The sequence below is a fragment of the Oerskovia jenensis genome (assembly GCF_016907235.1).
Classification (GTDB): domain Bacteria; phylum Actinomycetota; class Actinomycetes; order Actinomycetales; family Cellulomonadaceae; genus Oerskovia; species Oerskovia jenensis.
In genome coordinates, this window is sequence record NZ_JAFBBO010000001.1 from 4,291,325 (window position 1) to 4,313,989 (window position 22,665).

A 22,665-nucleotide genomic window follows, 5' to 3' on the forward strand; every position below is an offset into this window, starting at 1 on the left:
CGCGACGAGGCCCTCTAGGCCGCATCCTCGTCGCGGTGGTCTGGTGTGCCGGCTGAACAGCACCGACGAAGAGATCGCGAAGGACATGATGAGCACCACGGCGCAGACCCCCCAGACCAGCCCCCGCTCCGCACAGCAGCCCTCCGGCATGCCCGTGCACAAGTACCAGCCGTTCCACGAGCAGTTCGACGTGGCTCTGCCGGACCGCACGTGGCCCGACAAGCGCATCGACGCGGCCCCGCGCTGGTGCGCGGTCGACCTGCGGGACGGCAACCAGGCACTGATCGAGCCCATGAACGCCGAGCGCAAGCTGAAGATGTTCCAGCTGCTCGTCGAGATGGGCTACAAGGAGATCGAGGTCGGCTTCCCGTCGGCCTCCCAGACGGACTTCGACTTCGTGCGCCTGCTCATCGAGGACGGGCACATCCCGGACGACGTCGTGATCCAGGTCCTGACGCAGTCCCGCGAGCACCTGATCGCCCGGACGTACGAGTCGCTGCGCGGTGCCAAGCAGGCGATCGTGCACCTGTACAACTCGACGTCTCGGCTCCAGCGCGAGGTCGTGTTCCGCACGGACCGCGAGGGCATCATCGCGATCGCGGTCAACGGTGCGAAGCTGTGCCGCAAGTTCGAGGAGACCATCCCGGAGACCACGGTCTTCTACGAGTACTCTCCCGAGTCCTACACGGGCACCGAGCTCGAGTTCGCCGTGGAGATCTGCAACGAGGTCATCGAGGTCTTCGAGCCGACTCCCGACCGCAAGGTCATCATCAACCTGCCCGCGACGGTCGAGATGGCGACGCCGAACGTGTACGCCGACTCGATCGAGTGGATGAACCGGCATCTCGCGCACCGTGAGAACGTCGTCCTGTCGCTGCACCCGCACAACGACCGGGGCACCGCGGTCGCGGCGGCCGAGCTGGGCTACCAGGCCGGGGCGGACCGCATCGAGGGCTGCCTGTTCGGCAACGGCGAGCGCACGGGCAACGTCTGCCTGGTCACGCTGGGCATGAATCTCTTCAGCCAGGGGATCGACCCGCAGATCGACTTCTCCGACATGGACCGCATCCGCCGCACGGTCGAGCACTGCAACCAGATCGCGGTGCACGAGCGCCACCCGTACGCCGGGGACCTGGTCTTCACCGCGTTCTCGGGTTCGCACCAGGACGCGATCAAGAAGGGTCTCGACGCCATGGCGGCCGAGGCCGAGGCGGCGGGCAAGGGTGTCGACGACCTGGTCTGGGGCGTGCCGTACCTGCCGATCGACCCCAAGGACGTGGGGCGGTCGTACGAGGCCGTGATCCGTGTCAACTCGCAGTCCGGCAAGGGTGGCATCTCGTACCTGCTGCAGTCCGAGCGCCACCTGGACCTGCCCCGCCGGCTGCAGATCGAGTTCTCGCGCGTCGTCCAGGCATTCACGGACGCGGGCGGGCAGGAGGTCACGGGCGACGACATCTGGCGCATCTTCTCGGACGAGTACCTGCCGGTCGCGCCCGAGTCGGGACTGGAGCAGTGGGGCCGGCTCAAGCTGCGCGGGACGCGTGCGGTGTCGTCGGAGGACGGCCCGGACACGCTCGCGGTCGACGTGCTGGACCGTGGTGAGCACCTGACGCTCGAGGGCTCGGGCAACGGTCCCGTCGCGGCGTTCGTGGACGCGATCGCGCAGGTCGGCGTGGAGGTCCGCGTCCTGGACTACGCCGAGCACGCGCTCCCGGAGGGTGGGGACGCGACGGCCGCGGCGTACGTCGAGTGCCAGGTCGGCGACGAGGTCCTGTGGGGCGTGGGGATCGACCCCTCGATCACCACGGCCTCGCTCAAGGCGATCGTCTCGGCCGTCAACCGCGTGGAGCGCTCCGAGGGCTGACACCTCGTCCGACGACGGGTCCCGTGCCTCGTGGCACGGGACCCGTCGTCCGTCCGGGGGCCTTCGGTCAGGTTCCCGTGCAGGACGCACGGGGGCGTCCGACGGCGGACGGTGCACCGCCGCGTCGGTGTCATGACGGACAATGGGGGAGTGGTCCTCTACCGAGACGAAGCGATCGTGCTGCGCGCCCAGAAGCTGGGCGAGGCGGACCGCATCGTCACCCTGCTCACGCGGGAGAACGGCAAGGTCCGGGCCGTGGGCAAGGGCGTGCGCCGCACGTCGTCGCGTTTCGGGGCCCGGCTCGAGCCGTTCATGTTCGTCGACGTCCAGCTCCACGTGGGCCGCACGCTCGACGTCGTGACGCAGGCCGAGACGGTGGGGCCGTACGCGCGCGCGATCTGCGAGGACTACGGCCTGTACACGGCGGGGGCCGCGATGCTGGAGACGGCGGACCGGCTCGTGGAGGCCGAGAAGGAGCCGGCGGTGCAGCAGTTCTGGCTGCTCGCGGGGGCGCTGCGCTCGCTCGCGGCGCACGCGCACGCGCCGGGCCTGGTGCTCGACTCCTACCTGCTGCGTGCCTTCGCGGTCGCCGGCTGGGCCCCGAGCTTCACCGACTGCTCGCGGTGCGGCGAGCCAGGACCCCACCGCTCGTTCGCGGTGGCCCTGGGCGGCGCGGTCTGCTCGCGGTGCCGGCCGCCGGGGTCGACGTCCCCGGCCCCTGAGACCTTCTCCCTGCTCGCTGCGCTGCTCGCGGGCGAGTGGGACGTGGCGGACGTGTCGGACGTGCGTCATCGCAAGGAAGCCAGCGGCCTCGTGGCCGCCTACAGCCAATATCACCTGGAGAGAACGTTGCGATCACTGCGGATGGTGGAACGAGACGACGCGGGCACCCCGAGGGGCGGGGGAGCGGCCTGATGGGTCGACCGATCCAGCCGCCCCCGCCGCACCCGTCGGGGGCCACGGCTCCGAACATCCCGGCGCGGTTCGTGCCGAACCACGTCGCGATCGTCATGGACGGCAACGGCCGGTGGGCCAACGAGCGGGGGCTCCCGCGCACCGAGGGGCACAAGGCGGGCGAGGCTGCTCTGCTCGACGTCGTGGCCGGCGCGGTCGAGATCGGCGTCAAGCACGTCTCGGCGTACGCGTTCTCGACCGAGAACTGGAAGCGCTCGCCCGAGGAGGTGCGCTTCCTCATGCAGTTCAACCGTGACGTGATCCGTCGTCGGCGCGACGAGATGAGCAGCTGGGGCGTGCGGATGCGGTGGGCAGGGCGTCGTCCGCGCCTGTGGGGCTCGGTCATCAAGGAGCTCGAGGACGCGGAGCGGCTCACCAAGGACAACGACACGTGCACGCTCACGATGTGCGTGAACTACGGCGGGCGCGCCGAGATCGCGGACGCGGCGCAGGCCATCGCCCGCGAGGTCGCGGCGGGTCGGCTCGACCCGAAGAAGGTCACCGAGAAGACCGTCGCGAAGTACCTCGACGAGCCCGACCTTCCGGACGTGGACCTGTTCCTGCGGTCCTCGGGTGAGCAGCGCACGTCGAACTTCATGATCTGGCAGGCCGCGTACGCCGAGATGGTCTTCCTGCCCGAGCACTGGCCGGACGTCGACCGGCGCAGCCTGTGGCGTGCGGTCGAGGAGTACGCGAGCCGCGACCGGCGCTACGGCGGGGCGGTCGACAGGTCGACCGAGGCGGCCGACATCCCCTGACACGTCCCTGACGTCCTCCGACGTCGAGGTGGAGGGGAAGGCCTGGAGCCTCCTTCTCGACGCGAGACCTCCACCTCGACGCGCGGACCCCGAGGGCCTGCGCGTGTCGGTGCCTCTCGCTAGGGTGCCCGGTATGACTCTCTCGATCGGCATGGTCACGGTGGACTCGACCGACCCGCGCCCGTTGGCGCAGTGGTGGGCCCGGCAGACGGGCGGGAAGGTGATCGACGAGGCCGACGGCTGGTTCCTCGAGGTCGTGCCCGCGCAGGAGGGCAAGGGGCCCGTCCTGGGGTTCCAGAAGGTCGAGGACCCGACCCCCGGCAAGAACAGGCTTCACCTCGACGCGTCGGCCGCGGACCGTGCGGCGGAGGTCGCCCGTCTGGTCGCGGACGGCGCGACGCACGTCGCCGAGCACACGATCCCCGGCTACCGGTGGACGGTGCTCGCGGACCCGCAGGGCAACCAGTTCTGCGTGGGCCAGGCGGACGAGAGCGCGACCGAGATCTCCTGAGGAGGTCAGTCGCGCTCGGGGGCCGCGGGCGCGCCCGAGGGGCCGTCCGACGTGCGGCCGGTGGGGCCGGGGGCCTCGCCCGGCACGTCGAGCAGCAGGTCGGCCACGTCACCGAACGGGTTGCTCCCGGTCGTCCCGGGCGGCGTGTCCGTCGCCTCGGCCGCGACCGGTGCGCCGACGCTGCCCGACGGCGTCGCGAGGGCCGCGGGGGCCTCGTCGCCCTGTGCGGAACGAGCGCGTCGACGACGCGAGGCGACGACGATCCACGCCACGAGCGCGACCACGAGCAGCACGAGCACCGCGAGCCCGACCGGGCTCCGGGCCGCGAGCAGCACGGCCGTGTTGAACGCCGCGATCCCGATCGTCGTCCAGATGGCGGCCCAGATGGCGCAGCCCGGGAGCAGCGCCGCGAGGTAGCGCGAGAACCTCATGCGGGTGTAGCCCGCGGTGAGGTTGATGACGGTCTGGACCCCGACCGTGAAGAACGACAGGGTGACCGCGATGGGTCCCCACGTGTTGATCGTGGCGATCGCGCGCCGGGCCCGCTCGCTCTCGAGGCGTTGCGCCCACCGGGTGTTGCCCGTCCCGCGAGCGACCCCGCGACCGACCCAGTAGGTGGCCTGCGCCCGGACGAACACGATCGCGAAGGCCGCGGCGTAGATGACCCAGTACGGGACGCCGTCGATCGCGAAGATCCCCGTCGACTCGTCGGCCGCCGTGACGACCCCGGCGGCGGCCGGGACGAACGACGCGGAGGCGAGCGACGCCGTCGGGCCCAGGAGCGAGACGCTCACGACACCTGCTTCGCGCGGCACGCCTCGCACGTGCCGAACAGCTCGATCGTGTGCTGGATGTCCGTGAAGCCGTGGACGGCGCCCACCTGGGAGGCCCAGGTCTCGACGGTCGGGCCGTCGATCTCGACCGCCTTGCCGCACGAGCGGCACACGAGGTGGTGGTGGTGCTCGGAACGCTCGCACTTGCGATACAGGCTCTCGCCGTCCTCGGTGCGCAGGACGTCGACGTCGCCGCCGTCGGCCATGGTCTGCAGGGTGCGGTAGACGGTCGCCAGACCCACGGCGTCGCCGCGAGCGCGCAGCAGCTCGTGGAGCTGTTGCGCGCTGCGGAAGTCGGGCAGGTCCTCCAGAGCCTCGGAGACCGCTGCCCGTTGACGGGTCATGCGCTGCATCGCTCGCCACCTTCCACGTGGACGTCGTCGGGGATGTCGGGGTGCGGGTCGTGCGACGTGCGCGGCCTGCGCCGCACGAGCACGGGCCGCAGGACCGCCACGACCGCGTAGAGGGCGATCGCCAGGACGACGATCGTGGCCCCCGGGGACAGAGTCTGCCAGTACGTGACGGACAGTCCGACCACGCAGACCACGACGCCGATGACCATGGCCAGCGCCATGGTCCGCCGGAACGAGATCGTGACGAGCTGGGCGATCGCGACGGGCACGATCATGAGGGCGCTCACGAGCAGCAGCCCGACGACACGCATGGCCACGGTCACGGTCAGGGCCGCGATGACGGCGATCGCGATGTTGAGCGCCCGCACGGGCAGTCCCGAGGCCCGCGAGAACTCCTCGTCGTAGCTCACGGCGAACAGCGCGGCGCGCAGCCCCATGCCGACCGCGAGGATGAGCACGCCCAGGATCAGGGTCAGCCACAGGTCGGTCGGGGAGACGCTCGAGATCGAGCCGAACAGGTACTGCATGAGGTTGCCCGAGCTGCCGCCCGCGACGCCGATGAGCAGGACACCGCCCGCGATGCCGCCGTAGAACATCAGGGCCAGGGCCACGTCGCCGCTCGTGCGGCCGCGCTCACGCACGATCTCGATGACCACCGAGCCGATCACGGCCGCGACGACCGCCCCGGGGATGGCGAGCGCGTCGTCGGGCACGACGCCCATGGCGCCGCCGACGAGCCAGCCGAGAGCGACTCCCGTGAGGGCCACGTGCCCGATCCCGTCGCCGAGCAGCGACAGCTTGCGCTGCACGAGGTAGGTCCCCATGACGGGCGCGGTCACGCCGACCAGCACGGCCGCGATCAGCGCGCGCTGCATGAAGGGGTCGGAGAGCATCCCGACCAGCTCGTCGAGGGCGTTCACGAGGCGGCTCCACGGTCGATGCGGGCGGGGGTGGGGTTGTGGCGGGTCAGCGGGGCGTCGATCAGGCCCATGTCGATCCCGGCGGAGGCGCCGTGCTCGGTGTCGTCCCCGTGCGGGTGCAGGTGCTGGTGGTCGGGGCCGGCGTGCGCGGCCGTGGCCTGGGGTGGGGCGCCGTCGTGCACCACGAGACCGTGACGCAGCACCACGCACCGCTGGATGAGGGGCGCGAGCGTGCCGAGCTCGTGCAGGACGACCAGGACGGTCATGCCACCGCGCGTCAGCTCGGTGAGCGTCGCGGCGAACGCCTCCTGGCTGGGCTGGTCGACACCGGCCACGGGCTCGTCGAGGATGAGCAGCTCGGGGCTGCGGGCCAGCGCGCGGGCGATGAGCACACGCTGCTGCTGGCCGCCCGAGAGCTCGTGGACGGCGCTCTGGGCCCGGTCGGCGAGGCCCACGCGATCGAGCGCTTCGCGGGCCGTGGCGCGCCAGCCGCGGGGCAGGCGGATGCGGCGGCCGTGGAGCAGCCCCGAGGCGACGACCTCCTCCGCGGTCGAGGGGACGCCGGTCTGGGCCGAGACGCGCTGCGGCACGTAGCCCAGGTGCGCCCAGGGGACCTGGGGGCCGAGCTCGGCGCCGAGGAGCCGGACGTGGCCTGCCGCGAGCGGGACGATGCCCACGAGGGACTTCACGAGCGTCGACTTGCCCGAGCCGTTCGCGCCGAGCAGTGCGACGACCTCGCCGCGCTCGACCGTGAGGTCGATGCCGCGCAGGATGTCGCTGCTGCCGAGGCGCACGTGCACGCCGCGGGCCTCGATCGCGGGGGCTCCTGCGGGCCGAGTGGTGGTGGGCTCGGTCGAGGGGGTCAGGGGTGAGGTGCTCATGCGCAGGTCAGGCCGGTGCGCAGCGCCTCCAGGTTGGTCCGCATGACGCCAAGGTAGTCGGTCCCGTCCTTGCTCAGACCCTCGAGCGGGTCGAGGACCTGAGCCTGCACGCCGACGTCCTGCGCGAGGGTCTGGGTCACCTTGGGGCTCGTGAGGGTCTCGAAGAAGATCGTGGTCACGCCGTGGTCGCGGATGATGTCGGCGACCTCGCGCAGCCGGGCGGGGGAGGGCTCGGCCTCGGGGTCGATCCCGGTGATCCCGATCTGCTCCAACCCGTAGCGTTCGGCGAGGTACCCGAACGCCTCGTGCGACGTGACGAGGTAGGGGCTCGCGCAGCTCGCGAGGCCGGCCTCGTACTCGGCGTCGAGGGCGGTCAGGTCGGCCGTGAGGGCCGTCAGGTTGGCCGCGTACTCGTCGGCGCCGGCGGGGTCGACCGCGGTCAGCTCGGCCGCGACCTGCTCGGCGACCGGGACCAGGCGCGTGGGGTCGAGCCAGAAGTGCGGGTCGAGGCCGCCCGCCGACGAGTGGTCGTGCCCGTCGTCGGCGTGGCTGTCGTCCGCGTGGCCGTCGGGCGCGGCGTGCTCGTCCTCGGCGGCCGTCCCCGTGCTCGTGGTCGACTCTCCCGGGTGCTCCTCGAGCCCGGCGGCCTCGGTCGCATCGACCAGGTGTGCCGGGTCACGCGCCTCGACGGCCTCGTCGACCGCGGCCTGGAAGCCCGACTGGTAGACCACGAGGTCGGCCGTGCCGATCGAGCGGGCCTGGGCGGGGGAGAGCTCGAGGTCGTGGGGCTCGGCGGCGGGCGGGGTGAGGTTGGAGACCGAGACCCGGTCGCCGCCCACGCGCTCGGCGACGAACTGCAGGGGATAGAACGAGGCGAGCACGTCGAGGGTGTCCGAGTCGCCCGAGCCGCCACCGCCCGAGGCGCCCCCGGATCCGCAGGCCGCCAGGGTGAGCGTCGCCGCGAGGGCGACGGACGTGGCGAGGGCAGCGCGGGAGCGGAGGAGTCGGCGGGGCATGGCACCTATCGTCACTGATATTGATAACGAATGTCAACAAGGGTCGGTGTGGCCTGGCCGACACGGTCCCAGGGCGACCTGCCCGCCCGACGGCGCCGCTCGCCGTCGGGCCCGCGTCTCACCCTGTGCCGTCGCATGCCACCCCGCCGCGCGCCGCCTCGCCAGGAAAGACCGAGTAACCTGGGACGTTGGTGCCCAGGGCCCGCCCGCCTCACGGCGACGGCCGGGGTGCCGGCGTCCCGCAACGTCCCGCACGAAGCCACGTGCGGGCTACGCACGATCTTCATGGAGTGATCAACTGTGGCCACTGCGCCTTCTCGACTCGATGCCGTCGTCTCCCTCGCCAAGCGGCGCGGGTTCGTCTTCCCCTCGGGCGAGATCTACGGCGGTACCCGGTCCGCCTGGGACTACGGGCCGCTCGGCACCGAGCTCAAGGAGAACATCAAGAAGCAGTGGTGGCGCACCATGGTCACGAGCCGTGACGACGTGGTGGGCCTCGACTCCTCGGTGATCCTCCCGCGCGAGGTCTGGGTCGCCTCGGGCCACGTCGGCGTCTTCACCGACCCGCTCACCGAGTGCCTCTCGTGCCACAAGCGGTTCCGCGAGGACCAGATGATCGAGGAGTTCGAGGAGAAGAAGGGCCGCGCCCCCGAGGGCGGCCTCGCCGAGATCGCCTGCCCCAACTGCGGCACCCGCGGTCAGTGGACCGAGCCCCGCGACTTCAACATGATGCTCAAGACGTACCTCGGCCCCGTCGAGGACGAGTCCGGGATGCACTACCTGCGCCCCGAGACCGCGCAGGGCATCTTCGTGAACTTCCAGAACGTCGTCGGCGCGGCCCGCAAGAAGCCGCCGTTCGGCATCGGGCAGATCGGCAAGTCGTTCCGCAACGAGATCACGCCGGGCAACTTCATCTTCCGCACGCGCGAGTTCGAGCAGATGGAGATGGAGTTCTTCGTCGAGCCCGGGACGGACGAGGAGTGGCACCAGTACTGGATCGACCTGCGCACCAACTGGTACGTCGACCTCGGCATCGACCGCGACAACCTGCGTCTGTACGAGCACCCCAAGGAGAAGCTGTCGCACTACTCGACCCGCACGGTCGACATCGAGTACCGCTTCGGTTTCAAGGGCTCCGAGTGGGGCGAGCTCGAGGGCGTCGCGAACCGCACCGACTTCGACCTCAAGACGCACTCCGAGCACTCCGGCAAGGACCTCACCTACCGTGACCCGGTCACGAACGAGAAGTACGTGCCGTACGTGATCGAGCCCGCCGCGGGCCTGACGCGTTCGCTCATGGCCTTCCTCGTCGAGTCGTACCACGAGGAGGAGGCGCCCAACGCGAAGGGGGGCACCGACGTCCGCACGGTGCTCCGCCTCGACCCGCGCCTCGCGCCCGTCAAGGCCGCCGTCCTGCCGCTCAGCCGCAACGAGCAGCTCTCGCCCAAGGCGCGCGACCTGGCCGCCGAGCTGCGCAAGTACTGGAACGTCGACTTCGACGACGCCGGGGCGATCGGCCGTCGTTACCGCCGCCAGGACGAGATCGGCACGCCGTTCTGCATCACGGTCGACTTCGACACGCTCGACGACCAGGCCGTGACGATCCGTCACCGCGACACCATGGCCCAGGAGCGCGTCGCGCTCGACCAGGTCACCGCGTACCTGGGCGCCCGCCTCCTCGGCGCCTAGCACGCCCGCCCTCCGGGGCCGGAGAAGGGCCGCCGTCCACCCGTGGACGGCGGCCCTTTTTCTCCTGCCGGGGGTTGGTGGGAGAATGGCCTGGTGACCCTCCCCACCCTTTCCGACGCCACGCGTGCGCCCGAGACCCCGGCGCCCGCAACCGGACACGTGCTGCCGCCCCTGCGGATCGGGCCCCACGTCGTCGAGACCCCCGTCGTCCTGGCCCCCATGGCCGGCGTGACCAACGCCGCCTTCCGCCGGCTGTGCCGCGAGCACGGCGCGGGCCTGTACGTCGCCGAGATGGTGACCAGCCGCGCACTCGTCGAGCGCAACGAGGAGTCGCTGCGCATCGTCACGTTCGAGCCGGACGAGTCGACGCGCTCGGCCCAGGTGTACGGCGTGGACCCCGCGACCGTCGGGGCCGCGGTCAAGATCATCGCGGGCGAGGACCGGGCCGACCACGTCGACCTCAACTTCGGCTGCCCCGTGCCCAAGGTCACGCGCAAGGGCGGCGGCTCGGCGCTGCCCTGGAAGAGGGACCTGTTCACCTCGATCGTCCGAGCAGCGGTCAAGGCCGCCGAGCCGTACGGCGTGCCCGTGACGATCAAGATGCGCAAGGGCATCGACGACGACCACCTGACCTACCTCGAGGCCGGGCTCATCGCCCAGCGCGAGGGGGTCGCGGCCGTCGCGCTGCACGCCCGGACCGCGGCCGACTACTACAGCGGCACCGCGGACTGGTCGGCCATCGCACGCCTCAAGGAGACCGTGACCGAGATCCCGGTGCTCGGCAACGGCGACATCTGGTCGGCCGAGGACGCCGTGCGCATGGTGCGCGAGACGGGCTGCGACGGCGTCGTGGTCGGGCGCGGGTGCCAGGGGCGCCCCTGGCTCTTCGCGGACCTGGCCGCCGCCTTCTCCGGCTCGGACGTGCGCGTGACGCCCGGCCTGCGCGAGGTGGCCGAGACCATCTACCGCCACGGCGAGCTCATGATCGAGTACTTCGGCAACGACGAGGGCAAGGGCATGCGCGACCTGCGCAAGCACATGGCCTGGTACCTCAAGGGGTACGCCGTGGGCGGCGAGGCGCGTCAGGGACTCGCGATGGTCTCGACCCTCGAGGAGCTGCGCGGCAAGCTCGACGCGCTCGACCTCGACCAGCCCTACCCGGGCGAGGCCGCCGAGGGGCAGCGCGGCCGCGCGGGCTCGCCCAAGAAGCCGCACCTGCCCTACGGCTGGCTCGACTCGCGCGAGCTCTCCGAGGAGTTCGAGGAGAAGCTGCGCGAGGCCGAGCTGAGCGTCTCCGGCGGCTGAGGCCCGCCAGCACGTACGACGACGGCCCGGTGCCGGAGGACTCCTCCGGCACCGGGCCGTCGTCGTACGTGCTGCGCCACGTGTCCGGGGGTCCGTCGGTCGCGCGCGGCGAGACGGGCCCCCGGACGACGAGGGCTAGCAGGTCACGCGCGGAACCACACCGTGGTGTCGACCGGGACGCGGACCTGCGGGTCGGCGCTGCGGTCGGTGACCGTGGGGCCGCTCTCGACCAGGACCTGCGCGCCGCGGGGCAGGACGACGGGCTCGGAGCCCAGGTTGGCCAGGACGACCACGTCGCCGTTGCGGAACGCGATCACGTCGGTGGAGTCGGCGTAGGCGTCGACCCAGGCGAGCGAGCCCGCGCCGAGGTTCTCGGCCTTGCGGATCTCGAGCGCGGCCTTGTACATCTCGAACGTCGAGCCGGCGACGCCGTACTGGGCGTCCGCGGCGAGGGCCTTGTACGACTCGGGCTGCGGGAGCCAGGTCTCGCCCGACGGTCCGAAGCCGAGGCCGGGGGCGTCGGCCGACCAGGGGAGCGGCACGCGGCAGCCGTCGCGGCCCGCCTCGGCGCCCTCGGTGCGGAAGAACGCGGGGTCCTCGCGGACGTCGTTCGGCAGCGAGGTGTGCTCGGGCAGGCCGAGCTCCTCGCCCTGGTACAGGTACGAGCTGCCAGGCAGGCCGAGCATGAGCAGGCTCGCGGCCCGGGCGCGGCGCAGGCCGAGCTCCTCGTCGGGCTGGGGCTCGTGCGCGAAGATCCCGTTGGGGCGCAGGCCCGGCTCGGCGAGGCCCAGGCGCGAGGGGTGGCGCACGACGTCGTGGTTGGACAGCACCCAGGTCGTGGGGGCGCCCACCTCGTCGGACGCGGTGAGCGACGCCGCGACGACGGCGCGCAGCGGGGCCGCGTCCCAGGCCGTCGTCAGGAACGAGAAGTTGAACGCCTGGTGCATCTCGTCGGGGCGCACGTAGCGGGCCAGGCGCGAGAGCGGCTCGACCCAGGCCTCGGCCACGAGGGCGCGGTCGCCGTCGTACTCGGCGAGGACCTTGTGCCAGGCGCGGTAGATGTCGTGCACGCCCTCCTGGTCGAACATGGGGCCGGAGTTGCCGGCGCCCGTGGAGCCGTCCTCGGGCGCGCCCGCGTCGGTGCCCTCGACCATCGAGACCGAGCCGTCCCAGTCGGGCAGCCCGTCCTGCTTGACCATGCCGTGCGCGACGTCGATGCGGAAGCCGTCGACGCCCTTGTCCAGCCAGAAGCGCAGGACGTCCTCGAACTCGGCGCGGACCTCGGGGTTGCTCCAGTCGAGGTCGGGCTGGGTCGAGTCGAACATGTGCAGGTACCACTGGCCGGGCACCTCGCCCTCGGCGCCGGTCACGACGTGCGCGTTCGCGCCAGCGGTCACGCGGGTCCAGGCCGGGCCTCCGAAGATGGACTGCCAGTTGTTGGGGGGAAGCTCGCCGTGCTCGCCCTTGCCCTCGCGGAACAGGTAGCGGGCGCGCTCGGGCGAGCCCTCGGGCGCGGCGAGCGCCTCGACGAACCAGGCGTGCTGGTCCGAGGTGTGGTTCGGGACGACGTCGACGATGACGCGGATGCCCATGCCGTGGGCCGTCGCGAGCATCTCGTCGAAGTCGGCGAGCGTGCCGAACAGCGGGTCGACGTCGCGGTAGTCGGAGACGTCGTAGCCGGCGTCCTTCTGCGGGGACCGGTAGAAGGGCGAGAGCCAGACGGCGTCGATCCCCAGGGCCTTGAGGTGCGGCAGGCGTGCGGTCACTCCGGGCAGGTCGCCGATCCCGTCACCGTTGCCGTCCGCGAAGGACCGCGGATAGACCTGGTAGATCACGGCGTCGCGCCACCACTCGCCGGGGCCCTCGTGGGCCGCGTGGACGAGCTGGGTGGCGGTCAGTGCCGAGGCGGCGTCGACCTCGGCCGCCGGGATCGAATCGATACGAGACATGGAGTACAGGTCCTCACTGTGCGGGGTGTGGCTGGGTGCTGCGAGTTCTGGGTGATGGTCGCGGGGTCACGCGCCGCCTGCGGCGCGATGCTCCGTGCGAGGTTCCGGGCGCGAGCGCGCCTCGGGGACCACCGGAACGGCGGCTGCGGACGCGACAGGAGAAACGGGCCGTCGCGGTGAGCCGTCGTCCGAGTGTAAGCGCTTACGGCTAGGGGTTGTCGAGTCGGCCGTTCGGTGCGGCGCCCGTCGATCCGCGCACGATCAGCTCCGGCTGGAACAGGAGCTCCGAGCGCGGGGCCCTGTCGCCCGAGATCTCCGTGAGCAGCGCGCTGATGGCCGCCTGGCCCATCGCGGCGACGGGCTGGCGCACGGTCGTGAGCGGGGGGTCCGTGAAGGCGATGAGCGGCGAGTCGTCGTAGCCGACGACCGACACGTCCTCGGGGACGCGCAGTCCCCGCGAGCGCGCGGCGCGGATCGCGCCGAGCGCCATGAGGTCCGAGCCGCACACGATCGCCGTGTGCCCCGAGTCGATGAGCTCGCCGGCGGCGGCCTGCCCGCCCTCGACCGTGAAGAGCGTGACCACGATGTGCTCGGCGGCCTGGTCCGTGTCGTCCGCGAGCCCGTGGCGCACGAGGGCGTCCGCGAAGCTCGCGAGCTTGCGCTGGGCCGGGACGAAGCGGCCTGGGCCGATCGCGAGACCGATCTTGCGGTGGCCCAGCGACTGCAGGTGGCGCACCGAGAGCTCGATGCTCGCGACGTCGTCGGGAGAGACGAACGGGGCGTCCACGCCCGGCGCGTAGCCGTTGACCAGCACGATGGGCATCCCGCGGCTGCGCAGGCGCTCGTAGCGCTCGTGGCTGGCCTGGGTGTCGGCGTGCAGGCCGGAGATGAAGACGATGCCGTCGACCGCGTGGTCGAGCAGCATCTCGACGTACTCGTCCTCGGTGGTGCCGCCCGGCGACTGCGTGCACAGCAGGGGCGTGTAGCCGTGCTCGGAGAGCAGCGACTCGATGACCTGGGCGAACGCGGGGAAGACGGGGTTGGTCAGCTCCGGGACGATCAGGCCGACGAGGCCGGCCGAACGGTTGCGGAGCTTCTCGGGCCGCTCGTACCCGAGGAGGTCGAGGGCCGCGAGGACCGCCTGGCGCGTCTCGCTCGCGACGCCGACCTTGCCGTTGAGGACGCGCGAGACCGTCGCTGTACTGACGCCGGCCTGCTCGGCCAGATCTGTGAGACGGGTACGCACGTGGGGGAGTGTAGGGGACACCGGACCTCCTCGTCCTGGTTGCTCGCGGGCTGGATGTCGCCGTCCCGGAAGCGGTGTGCGATGAGCGGTTTCGCTGTGATGTGCAATGCGTTGCATGAAAGTTACCGCAAGCGCTTGCATCATGGCTACCCGGCGACGTACGGTCGTCCCCATCAGGGCCGAGGAGGGCAGGTTCGCCACCCTTGGCTGACAATCTCGATTGCTTGGGAGTGACTCAGATGCGACGGAGCATCCTTCTTGCCGCAGCGCTCGGCACCACGCTGGCGCTCACAGCCTGCTCCGGCGGCGGTAGCGGAGACGACCCCACCACGGGGTCCGAGGACACGGCCGGTGCGCTGACGGTCTGGGTCGACGAGACCCGCAAGGCTGCGGTCACCGATGCCGCGAAGGCCTTCGAGACCGAGACCGGGACGAAGGTCGACATCGTCCAGAAGAACTACGAGGACATCCGCGCGGACTTCCTCGCGCAGGTCCCGACGGGCAAGGGCCCCGACATCACGGTCGGCGCGCACGACTGGCTCGGCGAGTTCACGGTCAACGGTGTCGTCGCGCCGCTCGAGCTCGGCGACAAGGCCGCGGAGTTCGAGCCCGTCTCGATCGAGGCCTTCACGCTCGACGGCCAGGTCTACGGTCTGCCCTACGCGACCGAGAACATCGCCCTCATCCGCAACACCGCGCTCGCCGCGACGGCCCCCGCCACGTGGGACGAGGCCGTCGCCGCCGGCCAGGCCGCGGGCACGAAGTTCCCGATCCTCGTCCAGTCGGACGGTGCGAAGGGCGACCCCTACACGCACTACCCGTTCCAGACGTCGTTCGGCGCCCCGGTCTTCGCGCAGAACGCGGACGGCTCCTACACCTCCGAGCTCGCGATGGGCGGCCCCGAGGGCCAGGCCTTCGCGACGTGGCTCGGCGCACAGGGTGCTGCCGGCGTCCTGAGCCAGGACACGACGTACGACATCGCCGTCGAGGCCTTCAAGAACGGCGAGTCGCCCTTCATCGTCGGCGGCCCGTGGATGATCGAGTCCTTCGAGGGTCTCGACCTCGCGATCGACCCGGTCCCCAGCGCCGGTGGCCAGACCGCGCAGCCCTTCGTGGGCGTCCAGGGCTTCTACCTGAGCAACCAGAGCAAGAACGCGCTCGTCGCCAACGACTTCCTCGTCAACTTCCTCTCGACCGAGGAGGCCCAGACGGCGCTGTACAAGTCGGGCAACCGTCCCCCGGCCCTCACCGTCTCGGCCGACAAGGCCGCGGCCGAGGACCCGATCATCGCCGGCTTCCGCGCCGTCGGTGCTGACGCCCTGCCCATGCCCTCGATCCCCGAGATGGCTTCCGTGTGGAGCTTCTGGGGCGTGACCGAGGCAGCGATCGTCGGCGGCGCCGACCCGATCACCACCTGGGACAAGATGATCACCGACATCCAGACGGCCATCGGTTCCTGATCGACCGACCTCGTGGCCGGGACGCCCTTCCCGGCGTCACGGCCACGAGGTCGCCGGCGCAGCCCGCACCAGCGGCGCTGCGCCACCCCCATGACACGGGCCGGTACCCGTGTCGCACGACTACGGAGGCTCGATGTCCGCCCCACAGATCACGCCCACCGACACCGCCGTCGGCGCTCCGGAGGACTCCGGGCCCCCTGAAGGACCGCGAGGGCAGCGCCAGCGCCGCGACCGCGACGGGTCGCACGCCCGGAACTACAGCCCCGGGTTCTTCGCCAAGCTGGCCCTCATGGCCGTCATCGACGCGCTGGGCGTGTACGTGGTCTGGTCCGCGTGGAGCGCCGAGTCGTACGGCATCCTCGCCGCGTCGGCAGCCATGCTGGTCGCGGCCAACTGGGTCTACTTCTCCAGGCGCGCACTGCCGCTCAAGTACATCCTGCCGGGCCTGATCTTCCTGCTGGCCTACCAGATCTTCGTCGTGGCCTACACGGGCTACATCGCCTTCACGAACTACGGCACGGGGCACAACTCGACCAAGGAGCAGGCGATCGAGGCCCTGCTCGTGCAGAACGAGCGCCGCGTCGAGGGCTCCGAGTCGGCTCCGCTCACGGTCGTCGAGGACGGCGGCACGCTCGCCTTCGCGATCGTGACGCCCGACGGCGACGTCGAGGTCGGGTCGGCCGAGCAGCCGCTGACGGTGGTCGAGGACGCGACGGTCGAGGCAGGCCGCGCGACCGAGGTCCCCGGGTACACGGTCCTCGAGCGCGGCCAGGTGCTCCAGCGCCAGGAGGAGGTCACCACCCTCCGTGTGCCCGTGTCCGACGACCCCGGGGACGGGTCGATCCGCACCCCCGACGCGATGACGGGCTTCGTCTACACCTCGACGCTCGAGTGGGACGCGGCGAGCGACACCATGACCGACACGACGACCGGGACCGTCTACACCCCGAACGACAACGGTCAGTTCGAGGCCGCGGACGGCACGACGCTCGCCGTCGGCTGGCGGGTCGCGGTGGGGGTCGACAACTTCGTCACGGCCTTCTCGGACGCGCGCTACGCGCAGCCCTTCCTCAAGATCCTCGTGTGGACGTTCGTCTTCGCGATCGGGTCGGTCGCGACCACGTTCCTGCTGGGCCTGTTCCTCGCGATCACGTTCAACGACGTCCGCATGCGGGGACGCAAGGTCTACCGCGTCCTCATGATCCTGCCGTACGCGATCCCGGGCTTCCTCGCGGCGCTGCTGTGGTCGGGTCTGCTCAACACGCGGTTCGGGTTCATCAACGAGGTCCTGCTGGGCGGCGCGGAGATCCCGTGGCTCACGGACCCGGTGCTCGCGAAGCTCTCGGTGCTCTTCGTGAACCTGTGGCTGGGCTTCCCGTACATGTTCCTGATCTGCACGGGCGCACTGCAGTCGCTGCCCTCGGACGTCATGGAGGCCGCGAAGATCGACGGTGCCGGCCGCTGGCGCACGTGGCGCTCGGTCACGCTGCCGCTGCTGCTCATCTCGACGGCGCCGCTGCTCATCTCGTCGTTCGCGTTCAACTTCAACAACTTCACGCTCATCTACATGCTCACCGGGGGTGGTCCACGGTTCGGGGACGCCTCGGTCCCGCTGGGGCACACCGACATCCTGATCTCGATGGTCTACCAGATCTCCGGGGTCGACGGCTCGGCGCCCAAGAACTTCGGGCTCGCGAGCGCGCTGTCGATCGTGATCTTCGTGATCGTCGGCACCATCTCTGCCCTGGCCTTCCGGAGCACCCGCAAGTTCGAGGAGATCAACTGACATGGCGACCACCTCTGTCTCTGCTCCCGTCGGTTCGGCGGGCTCGTCCTCCGGCGGCGCGCCCGGTCCCGAGGGCCGCACGCGCATGAAGCCCGGCCGCTGGTTCAGCGAGCTCGGCTGGCGTCACCTCGTGGGCGTCGTCGCGGTCGTGTTCTCGGCGTTCCCGCTCGTCTACGTGCTCTCGGCGTCGCTGTCGGAGAACGGCACCCTCACGGGGTCGAACACGCTCTTCGCGGACGTGAGCACCGTGAACTACGCGGAGCTCGGCGACTCGTTGTTCTGGACGTGGATGCTCAACACGCTCGTGATCGCGGTCGTGACCTCGGTCGGTACCGTGCTCATGGGCGCCGCGGCGGCGTACGCGTTCTCGCGGTTCCGGTTCTCGGGGCGCCGGGCGGGCCTGACGTCGCTGCTCATCATCCAGATGTTCCCGCAGATGCTCGCGTTCATCGCGATCTTCCTGCTGCTCCTGAGCCTCGGCGACGTGGTCCCGGCCCTGGGCCTGGACAGCAAGCTCGCCCTGATCTGCGTGTACCTCGGTGGCGCGCTGGGCGTGAACACCTTCCTCATGTACGGGTTCTTCAACACGGTCCCGCGCGAGCTCGACGAGGCCGCGAAGCTCGACGGCGCGACGCACGCGCAGATCTACTGGACGATCATCCTGCGCCTCGTGGCGCCGATCCTGGCGGTCGTGGCGCTGCTGTCCTTCATCAGCACGTACGGCGAGTTCATGATCGCGCGCATCGTCCTGACCTCGGAGTCCAACTGGACGCTCGCGGTGGGCCTGTACGGCTGGGTCTCCTCGCTGCGCGAGGCGAACTGGGGTCTGTTCACGGCGGGGGCGGTCATCTCGACGATCCCGGTGCTGGCGCTGTTCCTCTACCTGCAGAAGTACATCGTGGGTGGGCTGACGGCCGGCTCGGTCAAGGGCTGAGCATGAGCAGCTCCCTGCCCGACGACGTCACGTCCGCCGGGAGGGCCGCCTCGTCCCGCGAGGTGGTCACCCTGGCCGCGCACCACGACGGTTCCGAGGTCTACGTCCCCGGCGGCACGCCCGTCCTGGGGGACGTGGTCCCGGTCCGGGTGCGCGTGCCACGCGTCCCCGGCGGTGCCGACGCGCAGGTCCGGGCCGTGTGGTTGCGGACCGTGCGCGACGGCGAGCCGCGCCTGTCGGAGGCCCGGCTCGACCGGGAGGACGAGCACGAGTCCTGGTACGTGGCCGACGTCCTGGTGCACAACCCGGTCACGAGCTACCGGTTCTTCCTGGACGTCCCGGGCGGGTACCGGTGGCTCAACGGGCGCGGGGTCTTCGACCGGGACGTGCCCGACGCCGCGGACTTCCGCCTGACCGTGCACCCGCCCGCGCCGTCCTGGATGGGCGACGGCGTCGTCTACCAGGTGTTCCCGGACCGGTTCGCGCGCTCGGCAGCGGCGGACTCGCGGCCCGTCCCGGACTGGGCGCAGCCGGCCGACTGGGACGACGAGCCGCTCGCGGCCGGGCCCGGCGTCGGGACGCAGTACTACGGCGGCGACCTGCGGGGGATCGAGGAGCACCTGGACCACCTCCAGGCGCTCGGCGTCGGGACGGTCTACCTGACCCCGGTGTTCCCGGGGCGCTCCAACCACCGGTACGACGCGAGCACGTTCGACCGTGTCGACCCCCTGCTGGGCGGCGACGAGGCGTACGCGTCGCTCTCGCGGGCCGTGCACGAGCGCGGGATGCGCCTCCTCGGCGACCTGACGACCAACCACACGGGCGCGGGCCACGAGTGGTTCGAGCGAGCGCACGCCGACGAGTCGAGCCCCGAGCGCGACTGGTTCTACTGGACGCCGGACGAGCCCGGGTACGTGGGCTGGCTCGAGCACGCGTCGCTGCCCAAGCTCAACTACGGCTCGCCCACGCTCGGGGCGAGGATGATCGACGGGCCGGGCTCCGTCGTCGGGCGCTACCTGCGTGAGCCCTTCTCCCTCGACGGGTGGCGCATCGACGTCGCCAACATGACCGGGCGCTACGGCGACGAGGACCGCACGCTCGAGATCGCGCGCCGCATCCGGGCCACCATGACCGAGATCGACCCGGACTCGGTCCTGGTGAGCGAGCACTTCCACGACGCCTCGCTCGACCTCGCGGGCGACGGCTGGCACGCCAACATGAACTACTCGGCGTTCACGCGCCCGATCTGGACGTGGCTCGCGCCGCACGACTCGACCGTCCCGTTCCTCGGGCTGCCCGTCACGACGCCGCGCCGCGGCGGGCGCAGCATGGTCGAGACCATGCGTGACTTCGACGCCGTGCTGCCGTGGTCGGTCACGTCGCGCCAGTGGAACATGCTCGGGTCGCACGACACCCCGCGCCTGCGCTCGATCGTGGGCTCGGCGGAGATGGTCGAGGTCGCCGCGACGCTCCTGCTGACCTACCCCGGCACGCCCGTGATGTTCGCGGGCGACGAGGTGGGGCTCACGGGCACCAACGGCGAGCACGCACGCGTGCCCATGCCGTGGGACCGCCCGGACCGCTGGGACGGCGACACGTTCGAGGTCTACCGGCGGCTCGTCGCGCTGCGCCGGGGGAGCCGGGCGCTGCGCGAGGGCGGGCTGCGCTGGCTCGTGGTCGACGACGACGCCGTGGCGTACCTGCGCGAGACGACCGACGAGCGCGTGCTCGTCGTCGTCGCGCGCGAGGCGTGGGCCGGGGCGCGGCTGCCGCAGCACCTGCTCGCGGGGGGCGACGCCGAGCGCCTGTACGGCGACCTGACCCTCGACGTCTCGGCCGCGGGCCTCGACGTGGCGGGTGACGGCCCCGGCGTCGGGGTGTGGCGGCTGGCCTGAGCCGGCTCGCGCGCTGGGCCGCCCGTGCCGAGAAGTGAGCAGACGCCCCTGATCCGCGGCGATCAGGGGCATCTGCTCACTTCTCGGCGAGATCGTCGCCGTGGCAGGATCCCCGCATGACCCTCGACCGGATCGCCGTCCTGTCCGACGTCCACGGCAACCTCACGGCCCTCGAGGCCGTCCTCGCAGACATCGCCGCGCGCGGCGTCACGCACGTCGTCAACCTCGGTGACTACGTCGGCAAGGGGCCGCGCGGCAGTGCCGTCGTGGACCGTTGTCGTGCGGCGTGCGCCGTGAACGTGCGGGGGAACTGGGACGACTTCCTGCCCGTCACGCCCCCGACGCCCCGGCCGAGATGCGCTGGTGGCACGGCGAGCTGCGAGCCGACCAGCTCGCGTGGCTCGCTGCCCTGCCCCTGAGCCACGACGTGCTCCTGAGCGGTCGCCGGATCCGCCTGTTCCACGCCTCCGCCGAGAGCGTGCACACGCGTGTGCACTTCCACCACAGCGACGAGCAGTTCGACGCGATGTTCCGCGCGACCGACCTCACGGGCCCGGGCCCCGAGCCCACCATGGTCGGCTACGGCGACGTCCACGACGCGTACGTCGAGGTCCGCGAGGGGCGCACGCTGTTCAACGTGGGCAGCGTGGGCAACCCGCTCGACGAGCCCGTGCCCAGCTACGCGATCCTCGAGGGGCGCCTGGACGACGAGGCGCCCGGGCCCTTCGGGCTCCAGCTCGTGCGCGTGCCGTACGACGTCGAGGCCGAGATCGAGGTCGCCCACCGGCTCGCGATGCCGACGGCCGACGTCTGGGAGGTCGAGCTGCGCACGGGCGTCTACCGGGGGCTCCAGGTGCGCGCCGAGGAGGCCTGAGCCGCAGCGGCCCGCGACGGAGCCCTGGGGACGAGCACCACGGCGACCCGCCGCGTCGATAGGGTGGGTCCCGTGCCCCACACGATGCCAGGAAGTGCCTTCGGATACTCGGCCGACGACGTCGAGCGCTGGGTCCCCGAGCCCCCCAAGAGCAAGGCCCGCACGCCCTTCGAACGGGACCGGGCGCGCGTGGTCCACTCCTCGGCGCTGCGCCGGCTCGGTGCCAAGACCCAGGTCCTGGGCCCTGGGTCCGACGACTTCGTGCGCACGCGCCTGACGCACAGCCTCGAGGTCGCGCAGGTGGGCCGGGAGATGGGGCGCGCGCTCGGGTGCGACCCGGACGTCGTCGACACCGCGTGCCTCGCCCACGACCTGGGCCACCCGCCGTTCGGGCACAACGGCGAGCGGGCGCTCGCGGAGATCATGGCGGATCACGGCGGCTTCGAGGGCAACGCCCAGACGCTGCGTCTCCTGACGCGCCTCGAGCCCAAGGTCTTCGCCGCGGACGGCACCCCCGTGGGGCTCAACCTGACCCGCGCGAGCCTCGACGCGAGCGTCAAGTACCCGTGGCGCCGGGGCGAGGGGCCGGTGCGTGCGGACGGGACCACGACGCACAAGTTCGGCGTCTACCCCGACGACGTGCCCGTCTACACGTGGCTGCGTGAGGGGGCCCCCGAGCACGTCAAGTGCATGGAGGCCCAGGTCATGGACCTGGCCGACGACATCTCCTACTCGGTGCACGACGTCGAGGACGCGATCGTGGGCGGCAAGCTCGACCTCGCGGTCCTCGCGGACCCCGACGAGCGGGCGCGGGTCGTGGCCGCGGTCCGCGCCTGGTACGGCGACGCATACACCGCGGGCGAGCTCGACGCCGCGATCTCCCGGCTCGAGTCCACGGGCCACCTGATGCGCGGGTTCGACGGGTCGCGCCGGGCGCTCGCGGCCCTCAAGGACTCGACGAGCCAGCTCATCGGGCGCTTCAGCGGGTCGGCGCAGGCCGCGACGCGCGAGGAGTACGGCGACGGTCCGCTCACGCGCTACTCGGCCCGCCTGGTCGTCCCTGAGGCGACGTCCGCGGAGATCCTCGTGCTCAAGGGCATGGCGGTCGCGTACGTCATGGCCCCGCGTGAGCAAGAGCCGCTGCACCACCAGCAGAGACAGGTCCTGGCAGATCTCGTCGAGGTGTTCATCGACAAGGCCCCGGACGCGCTCGAGGCGCCGTTCGCGGCGGACTGGGTCGAGGCGCCCGACGACGCCGCTCGCCTCCGGGTCGTCGTCGACCAGGTCGCATCGCTCACCGACGTGAGCGCCTACCAGCTCCACGAGCGGTGGGTCTCCGGGCCGCGCTGACCTGGACGTGGCGACGGCCCGGCCCCTGGTGGGGGTCGGGCCGTCGTCGTGCTCACGGGGTTCTCAGGTGCTCTCGGGCGTCAGCGG

Annotated in this window: 20 protein-coding genes; 13 read left to right on the forward strand and 7 right to left on the reverse strand. The window is 71.5% G+C overall.

Going from position 1 to position 22,665, the window contains the following annotated elements:
* Positions 1 to 88 precede the first annotated feature (88 nt).
* From leuA to JOD49_RS19150, 4 genes are all read left to right on the forward strand, one after another.
* Positions 89 to 1,864 (forward strand): 2-isopropylmalate synthase, encoded by a 1,776-nt coding sequence (leuA, locus tag JOD49_RS19135; protein WP_372441366.1) that lies wholly within the window; start codon positions 89 to 91, stop codon positions 1,862 to 1,864.
* Between the two features lie 150 nt (positions 1,865 to 2,014).
* Entirely contained in the window at positions 2,015 to 2,779 is a 765-nt protein-coding gene (recO, locus tag JOD49_RS19140; RefSeq protein WP_205308568.1) for a DNA repair protein RecO, read from the forward strand.
* The gene (locus JOD49_RS19145) at positions 2,779 to 3,576 is read left to right on the forward strand and encodes an isoprenyl transferase (protein ID WP_205308569.1); all 798 of its coding nucleotides are present in this window, start codon (positions 2,779 to 2,781) and stop codon (positions 3,574 to 3,576) included. The genes recO and JOD49_RS19145 overlap by 1 nt, the downstream gene beginning before the upstream one ends.
* Before the next feature lie 133 nt (positions 3,577 to 3,709).
* Positions 3,710 to 4,087 (forward strand): VOC family protein, encoded by a 378-nt coding sequence (locus JOD49_RS19150; protein WP_205308570.1) that lies wholly within the window; start codon positions 3,710 to 3,712, stop codon positions 4,085 to 4,087.
* Positions 4,088 to 4,092: 5 nt separating this feature from the next.
* Here the strand turns inward: JOD49_RS19150 and JOD49_RS19155 are convergent, their stop codons facing one another.
* Genes JOD49_RS19155 through JOD49_RS19175 form a run of 5 tightly spaced genes read right to left on the reverse strand, consistent with a single transcriptional unit; the run spans position 4,093 to position 8,090 of the window.
* A complete protein-coding gene (locus JOD49_RS19155) occupies positions 4,093 to 4,881 on the reverse strand; it encodes a DedA family protein (RefSeq protein WP_307822655.1) in 789 nt (262 codons plus the stop codon).
* On the reverse strand, positions 4,878 to 5,273 hold the full coding sequence (locus tag JOD49_RS19160) for a Fur family transcriptional regulator (protein ID WP_205308571.1): 396 nt from the start codon (positions 5,271 to 5,273) through the stop codon (positions 4,878 to 4,880). The genes JOD49_RS19155 and JOD49_RS19160 overlap by 4 nt, the downstream gene beginning before the upstream one ends.
* Complete coding sequence (locus JOD49_RS19165) at positions 5,261 to 6,166, reverse strand: metal ABC transporter permease (RefSeq protein ID WP_205309110.1); 906 nt, start codon at positions 6,164 to 6,166, stop codon at positions 5,261 to 5,263. Before JOD49_RS19165 ends, JOD49_RS19160 begins: the two co-directional genes overlap by 13 nt.
* A 23-nt stretch (positions 6,167 to 6,189) precedes the next feature.
* The gene (locus JOD49_RS19170; protein ID WP_205308572.1) at positions 6,190 to 7,074 is read right to left on the reverse strand and encodes a metal ABC transporter ATP-binding protein; all 885 of its coding nucleotides are present in this window, start codon (positions 7,072 to 7,074) and stop codon (positions 6,190 to 6,192) included.
* Positions 7,071 to 8,090: a metal ABC transporter substrate-binding protein gene (locus tag JOD49_RS19175; RefSeq protein ID WP_205308573.1), complete on the reverse strand. Its 1,020-nt coding sequence runs from the start codon at positions 8,088 to 8,090 to the stop codon at positions 7,071 to 7,073. The genes JOD49_RS19170 and JOD49_RS19175 overlap by 4 nt, the downstream gene beginning before the upstream one ends.
* Before the next feature lie 300 nt (positions 8,091 to 8,390).
* Between JOD49_RS19175 and JOD49_RS19180 the strand changes: the two genes are divergently transcribed.
* Together JOD49_RS19180 and dusB are read left to right on the forward strand one after the other, a co-directional pair.
* Positions 8,391 to 9,779 (forward strand): glycine--tRNA ligase, encoded by a 1,389-nt coding sequence (locus tag JOD49_RS19180; protein WP_205308574.1) that lies wholly within the window; start codon positions 8,391 to 8,393, stop codon positions 9,777 to 9,779.
* A 93-nt stretch (positions 9,780 to 9,872) separates the two neighbouring features.
* Positions 9,873 to 11,084 carry a tRNA dihydrouridine synthase DusB gene (gene dusB, locus JOD49_RS19185; RefSeq protein WP_372441344.1) on the forward strand — a complete coding sequence of 404 codons (1,212 nt, stop codon included), beginning with the start codon at positions 9,873 to 9,875 and terminating at the stop codon, positions 11,082 to 11,084.
* 143 nt (positions 11,085 to 11,227) lie between these two features.
* Here the strand turns inward: dusB and JOD49_RS19190 are convergent, their stop codons facing one another.
* On the reverse strand, positions 11,228 to 13,033 hold the full coding sequence (locus JOD49_RS19190) for a glycoside hydrolase family 13 protein (RefSeq protein WP_205308575.1): 1,806 nt from the start codon (positions 13,031 to 13,033) through the stop codon (positions 11,228 to 11,230).
* A gap of 208 nt (positions 13,034 to 13,241) precedes the next feature.
* Positions 13,242 to 14,279: a LacI family DNA-binding transcriptional regulator gene (locus JOD49_RS19195; protein WP_307822656.1), complete on the reverse strand. Its 1,038-nt coding sequence runs from the start codon at positions 14,277 to 14,279 to the stop codon at positions 13,242 to 13,244.
* A gap of 239 nt (positions 14,280 to 14,518) precedes the next feature.
* On the opposite strand from JOD49_RS19195, the gene JOD49_RS19200 reads away from it, so the two are divergent.
* From JOD49_RS19200 to JOD49_RS19225, 7 genes are all read left to right on the forward strand, one after another.
* A complete protein-coding gene (locus JOD49_RS19200; RefSeq protein ID WP_205308577.1) occupies positions 14,519 to 15,739 on the forward strand; it encodes a sugar ABC transporter substrate-binding protein in 1,221 nt (406 codons plus the stop codon).
* Between the two features lie 133 nt (positions 15,740 to 15,872).
* Positions 15,873 to 17,525, forward strand: a complete 1,653-nt coding sequence (locus JOD49_RS19205) for an ABC transporter permease subunit (protein WP_205308578.1) — start codon at positions 15,873 to 15,875, stop codon at positions 17,523 to 17,525.
* 1 nt (position 17,526) lies between these two features.
* Positions 17,527 to 18,459, forward strand: a complete 933-nt coding sequence (locus tag JOD49_RS19210; protein ID WP_205308579.1) for a sugar ABC transporter permease — start codon at positions 17,527 to 17,529, stop codon at positions 18,457 to 18,459.
* A gap of 2 nt (positions 18,460 to 18,461) precedes the next feature.
* A complete protein-coding gene (locus JOD49_RS19215; RefSeq protein ID WP_205308580.1) occupies positions 18,462 to 20,354 on the forward strand; it encodes a glycoside hydrolase family 13 protein in 1,893 nt (630 codons plus the stop codon).
* A 116-nt stretch (positions 20,355 to 20,470) separates the two neighbouring features.
* Complete coding sequence (locus tag JOD49_RS20860) at positions 20,471 to 20,773, forward strand: metallophosphoesterase family protein (protein ID WP_307822657.1); 303 nt, start codon at positions 20,471 to 20,473, stop codon at positions 20,771 to 20,773.
* Positions 20,710 to 21,228, forward strand: coding sequence for a metallophosphoesterase family protein (locus JOD49_RS19220; protein ID WP_307822658.1), 519 nt, complete (start codon positions 20,710 to 20,712; stop codon positions 21,226 to 21,228). Before JOD49_RS20860 ends, JOD49_RS19220 begins: the two co-directional genes overlap by 64 nt.
* An 84-nt stretch (positions 21,229 to 21,312) precedes the next feature.
* Positions 21,313 to 22,578 (forward strand): deoxyguanosinetriphosphate triphosphohydrolase, encoded by a 1,266-nt coding sequence (locus tag JOD49_RS19225; protein WP_205309112.1) that lies wholly within the window; start codon positions 21,313 to 21,315, stop codon positions 22,576 to 22,578.
* Positions 22,579 to 22,665: the final 87 nt, after the last annotated feature.

Bases quoted from the DNA above. Each gene is read 5' to 3' on its own strand.
- leuA (WP_372441366.1), top strand. From the start codon at position 89: ATGAGCACCACGGCGCAGACCCCCCAGACCAGCCCCCGCTCCGCACAG.
- JOD49_RS19145 (WP_205308569.1), top strand. From the start codon at position 2,779: ATGGGTCGACCGATCCAGCCGCCCCCGCCGCACCCGTCGGGGGCCACG.
- JOD49_RS19150 (WP_205308570.1), top strand. From the start codon at position 3,710: ATGACTCTCTCGATCGGCATGGTCACGGTGGACTCGACCGACCCGCGC.
- JOD49_RS19160 (WP_205308571.1), bottom strand. From the start codon at position 5,273: ATGCAGCGCATGACCCGTCAACGGGCAGCGGTCTCCGAGGCTCTGGAG.
- JOD49_RS19165 (WP_205309110.1), bottom strand. From the start codon at position 6,166: ATGCTCTCCGACCCCTTCATGCAGCGCGCGCTGATCGCGGCCGTGCTG.
- JOD49_RS19170 (WP_205308572.1), bottom strand. From the start codon at position 7,074: ATGAGCACCTCACCCCTGACCCCCTCGACCGAGCCCACCACCACTCGG.
- JOD49_RS19175 (WP_205308573.1), bottom strand. From the start codon at position 8,090: ATGCCCCGCCGACTCCTCCGCTCCCGCGCTGCCCTCGCCACGTCCGTC.
- JOD49_RS19190 (WP_205308575.1), bottom strand. From the start codon at position 13,033: ATGTCTCGTATCGATTCGATCCCGGCGGCCGAGGTCGACGCCGCCTCG.
- JOD49_RS19200 (WP_205308577.1), top strand. From the start codon at position 14,519: ATGCGACGGAGCATCCTTCTTGCCGCAGCGCTCGGCACCACGCTGGCG.
- JOD49_RS19205 (WP_205308578.1), top strand. From the start codon at position 15,873: ATGTCCGCCCCACAGATCACGCCCACCGACACCGCCGTCGGCGCTCCG.
- JOD49_RS19210 (WP_205308579.1), top strand. From the start codon at position 17,527: ATGGCGACCACCTCTGTCTCTGCTCCCGTCGGTTCGGCGGGCTCGTCC.
- JOD49_RS19215 (WP_205308580.1), top strand. From the start codon at position 18,462: ATGAGCAGCTCCCTGCCCGACGACGTCACGTCCGCCGGGAGGGCCGCC.
- JOD49_RS20860 (WP_307822657.1), top strand. From the start codon at position 20,471: ATGACCCTCGACCGGATCGCCGTCCTGTCCGACGTCCACGGCAACCTC.
- JOD49_RS19220 (WP_307822658.1), top strand. From the start codon at position 20,710: ATGCGCTGGTGGCACGGCGAGCTGCGAGCCGACCAGCTCGCGTGGCTC.
- JOD49_RS19225 (WP_205309112.1), top strand. From the start codon at position 21,313: ATGCCAGGAAGTGCCTTCGGATACTCGGCCGACGACGTCGAGCGCTGG.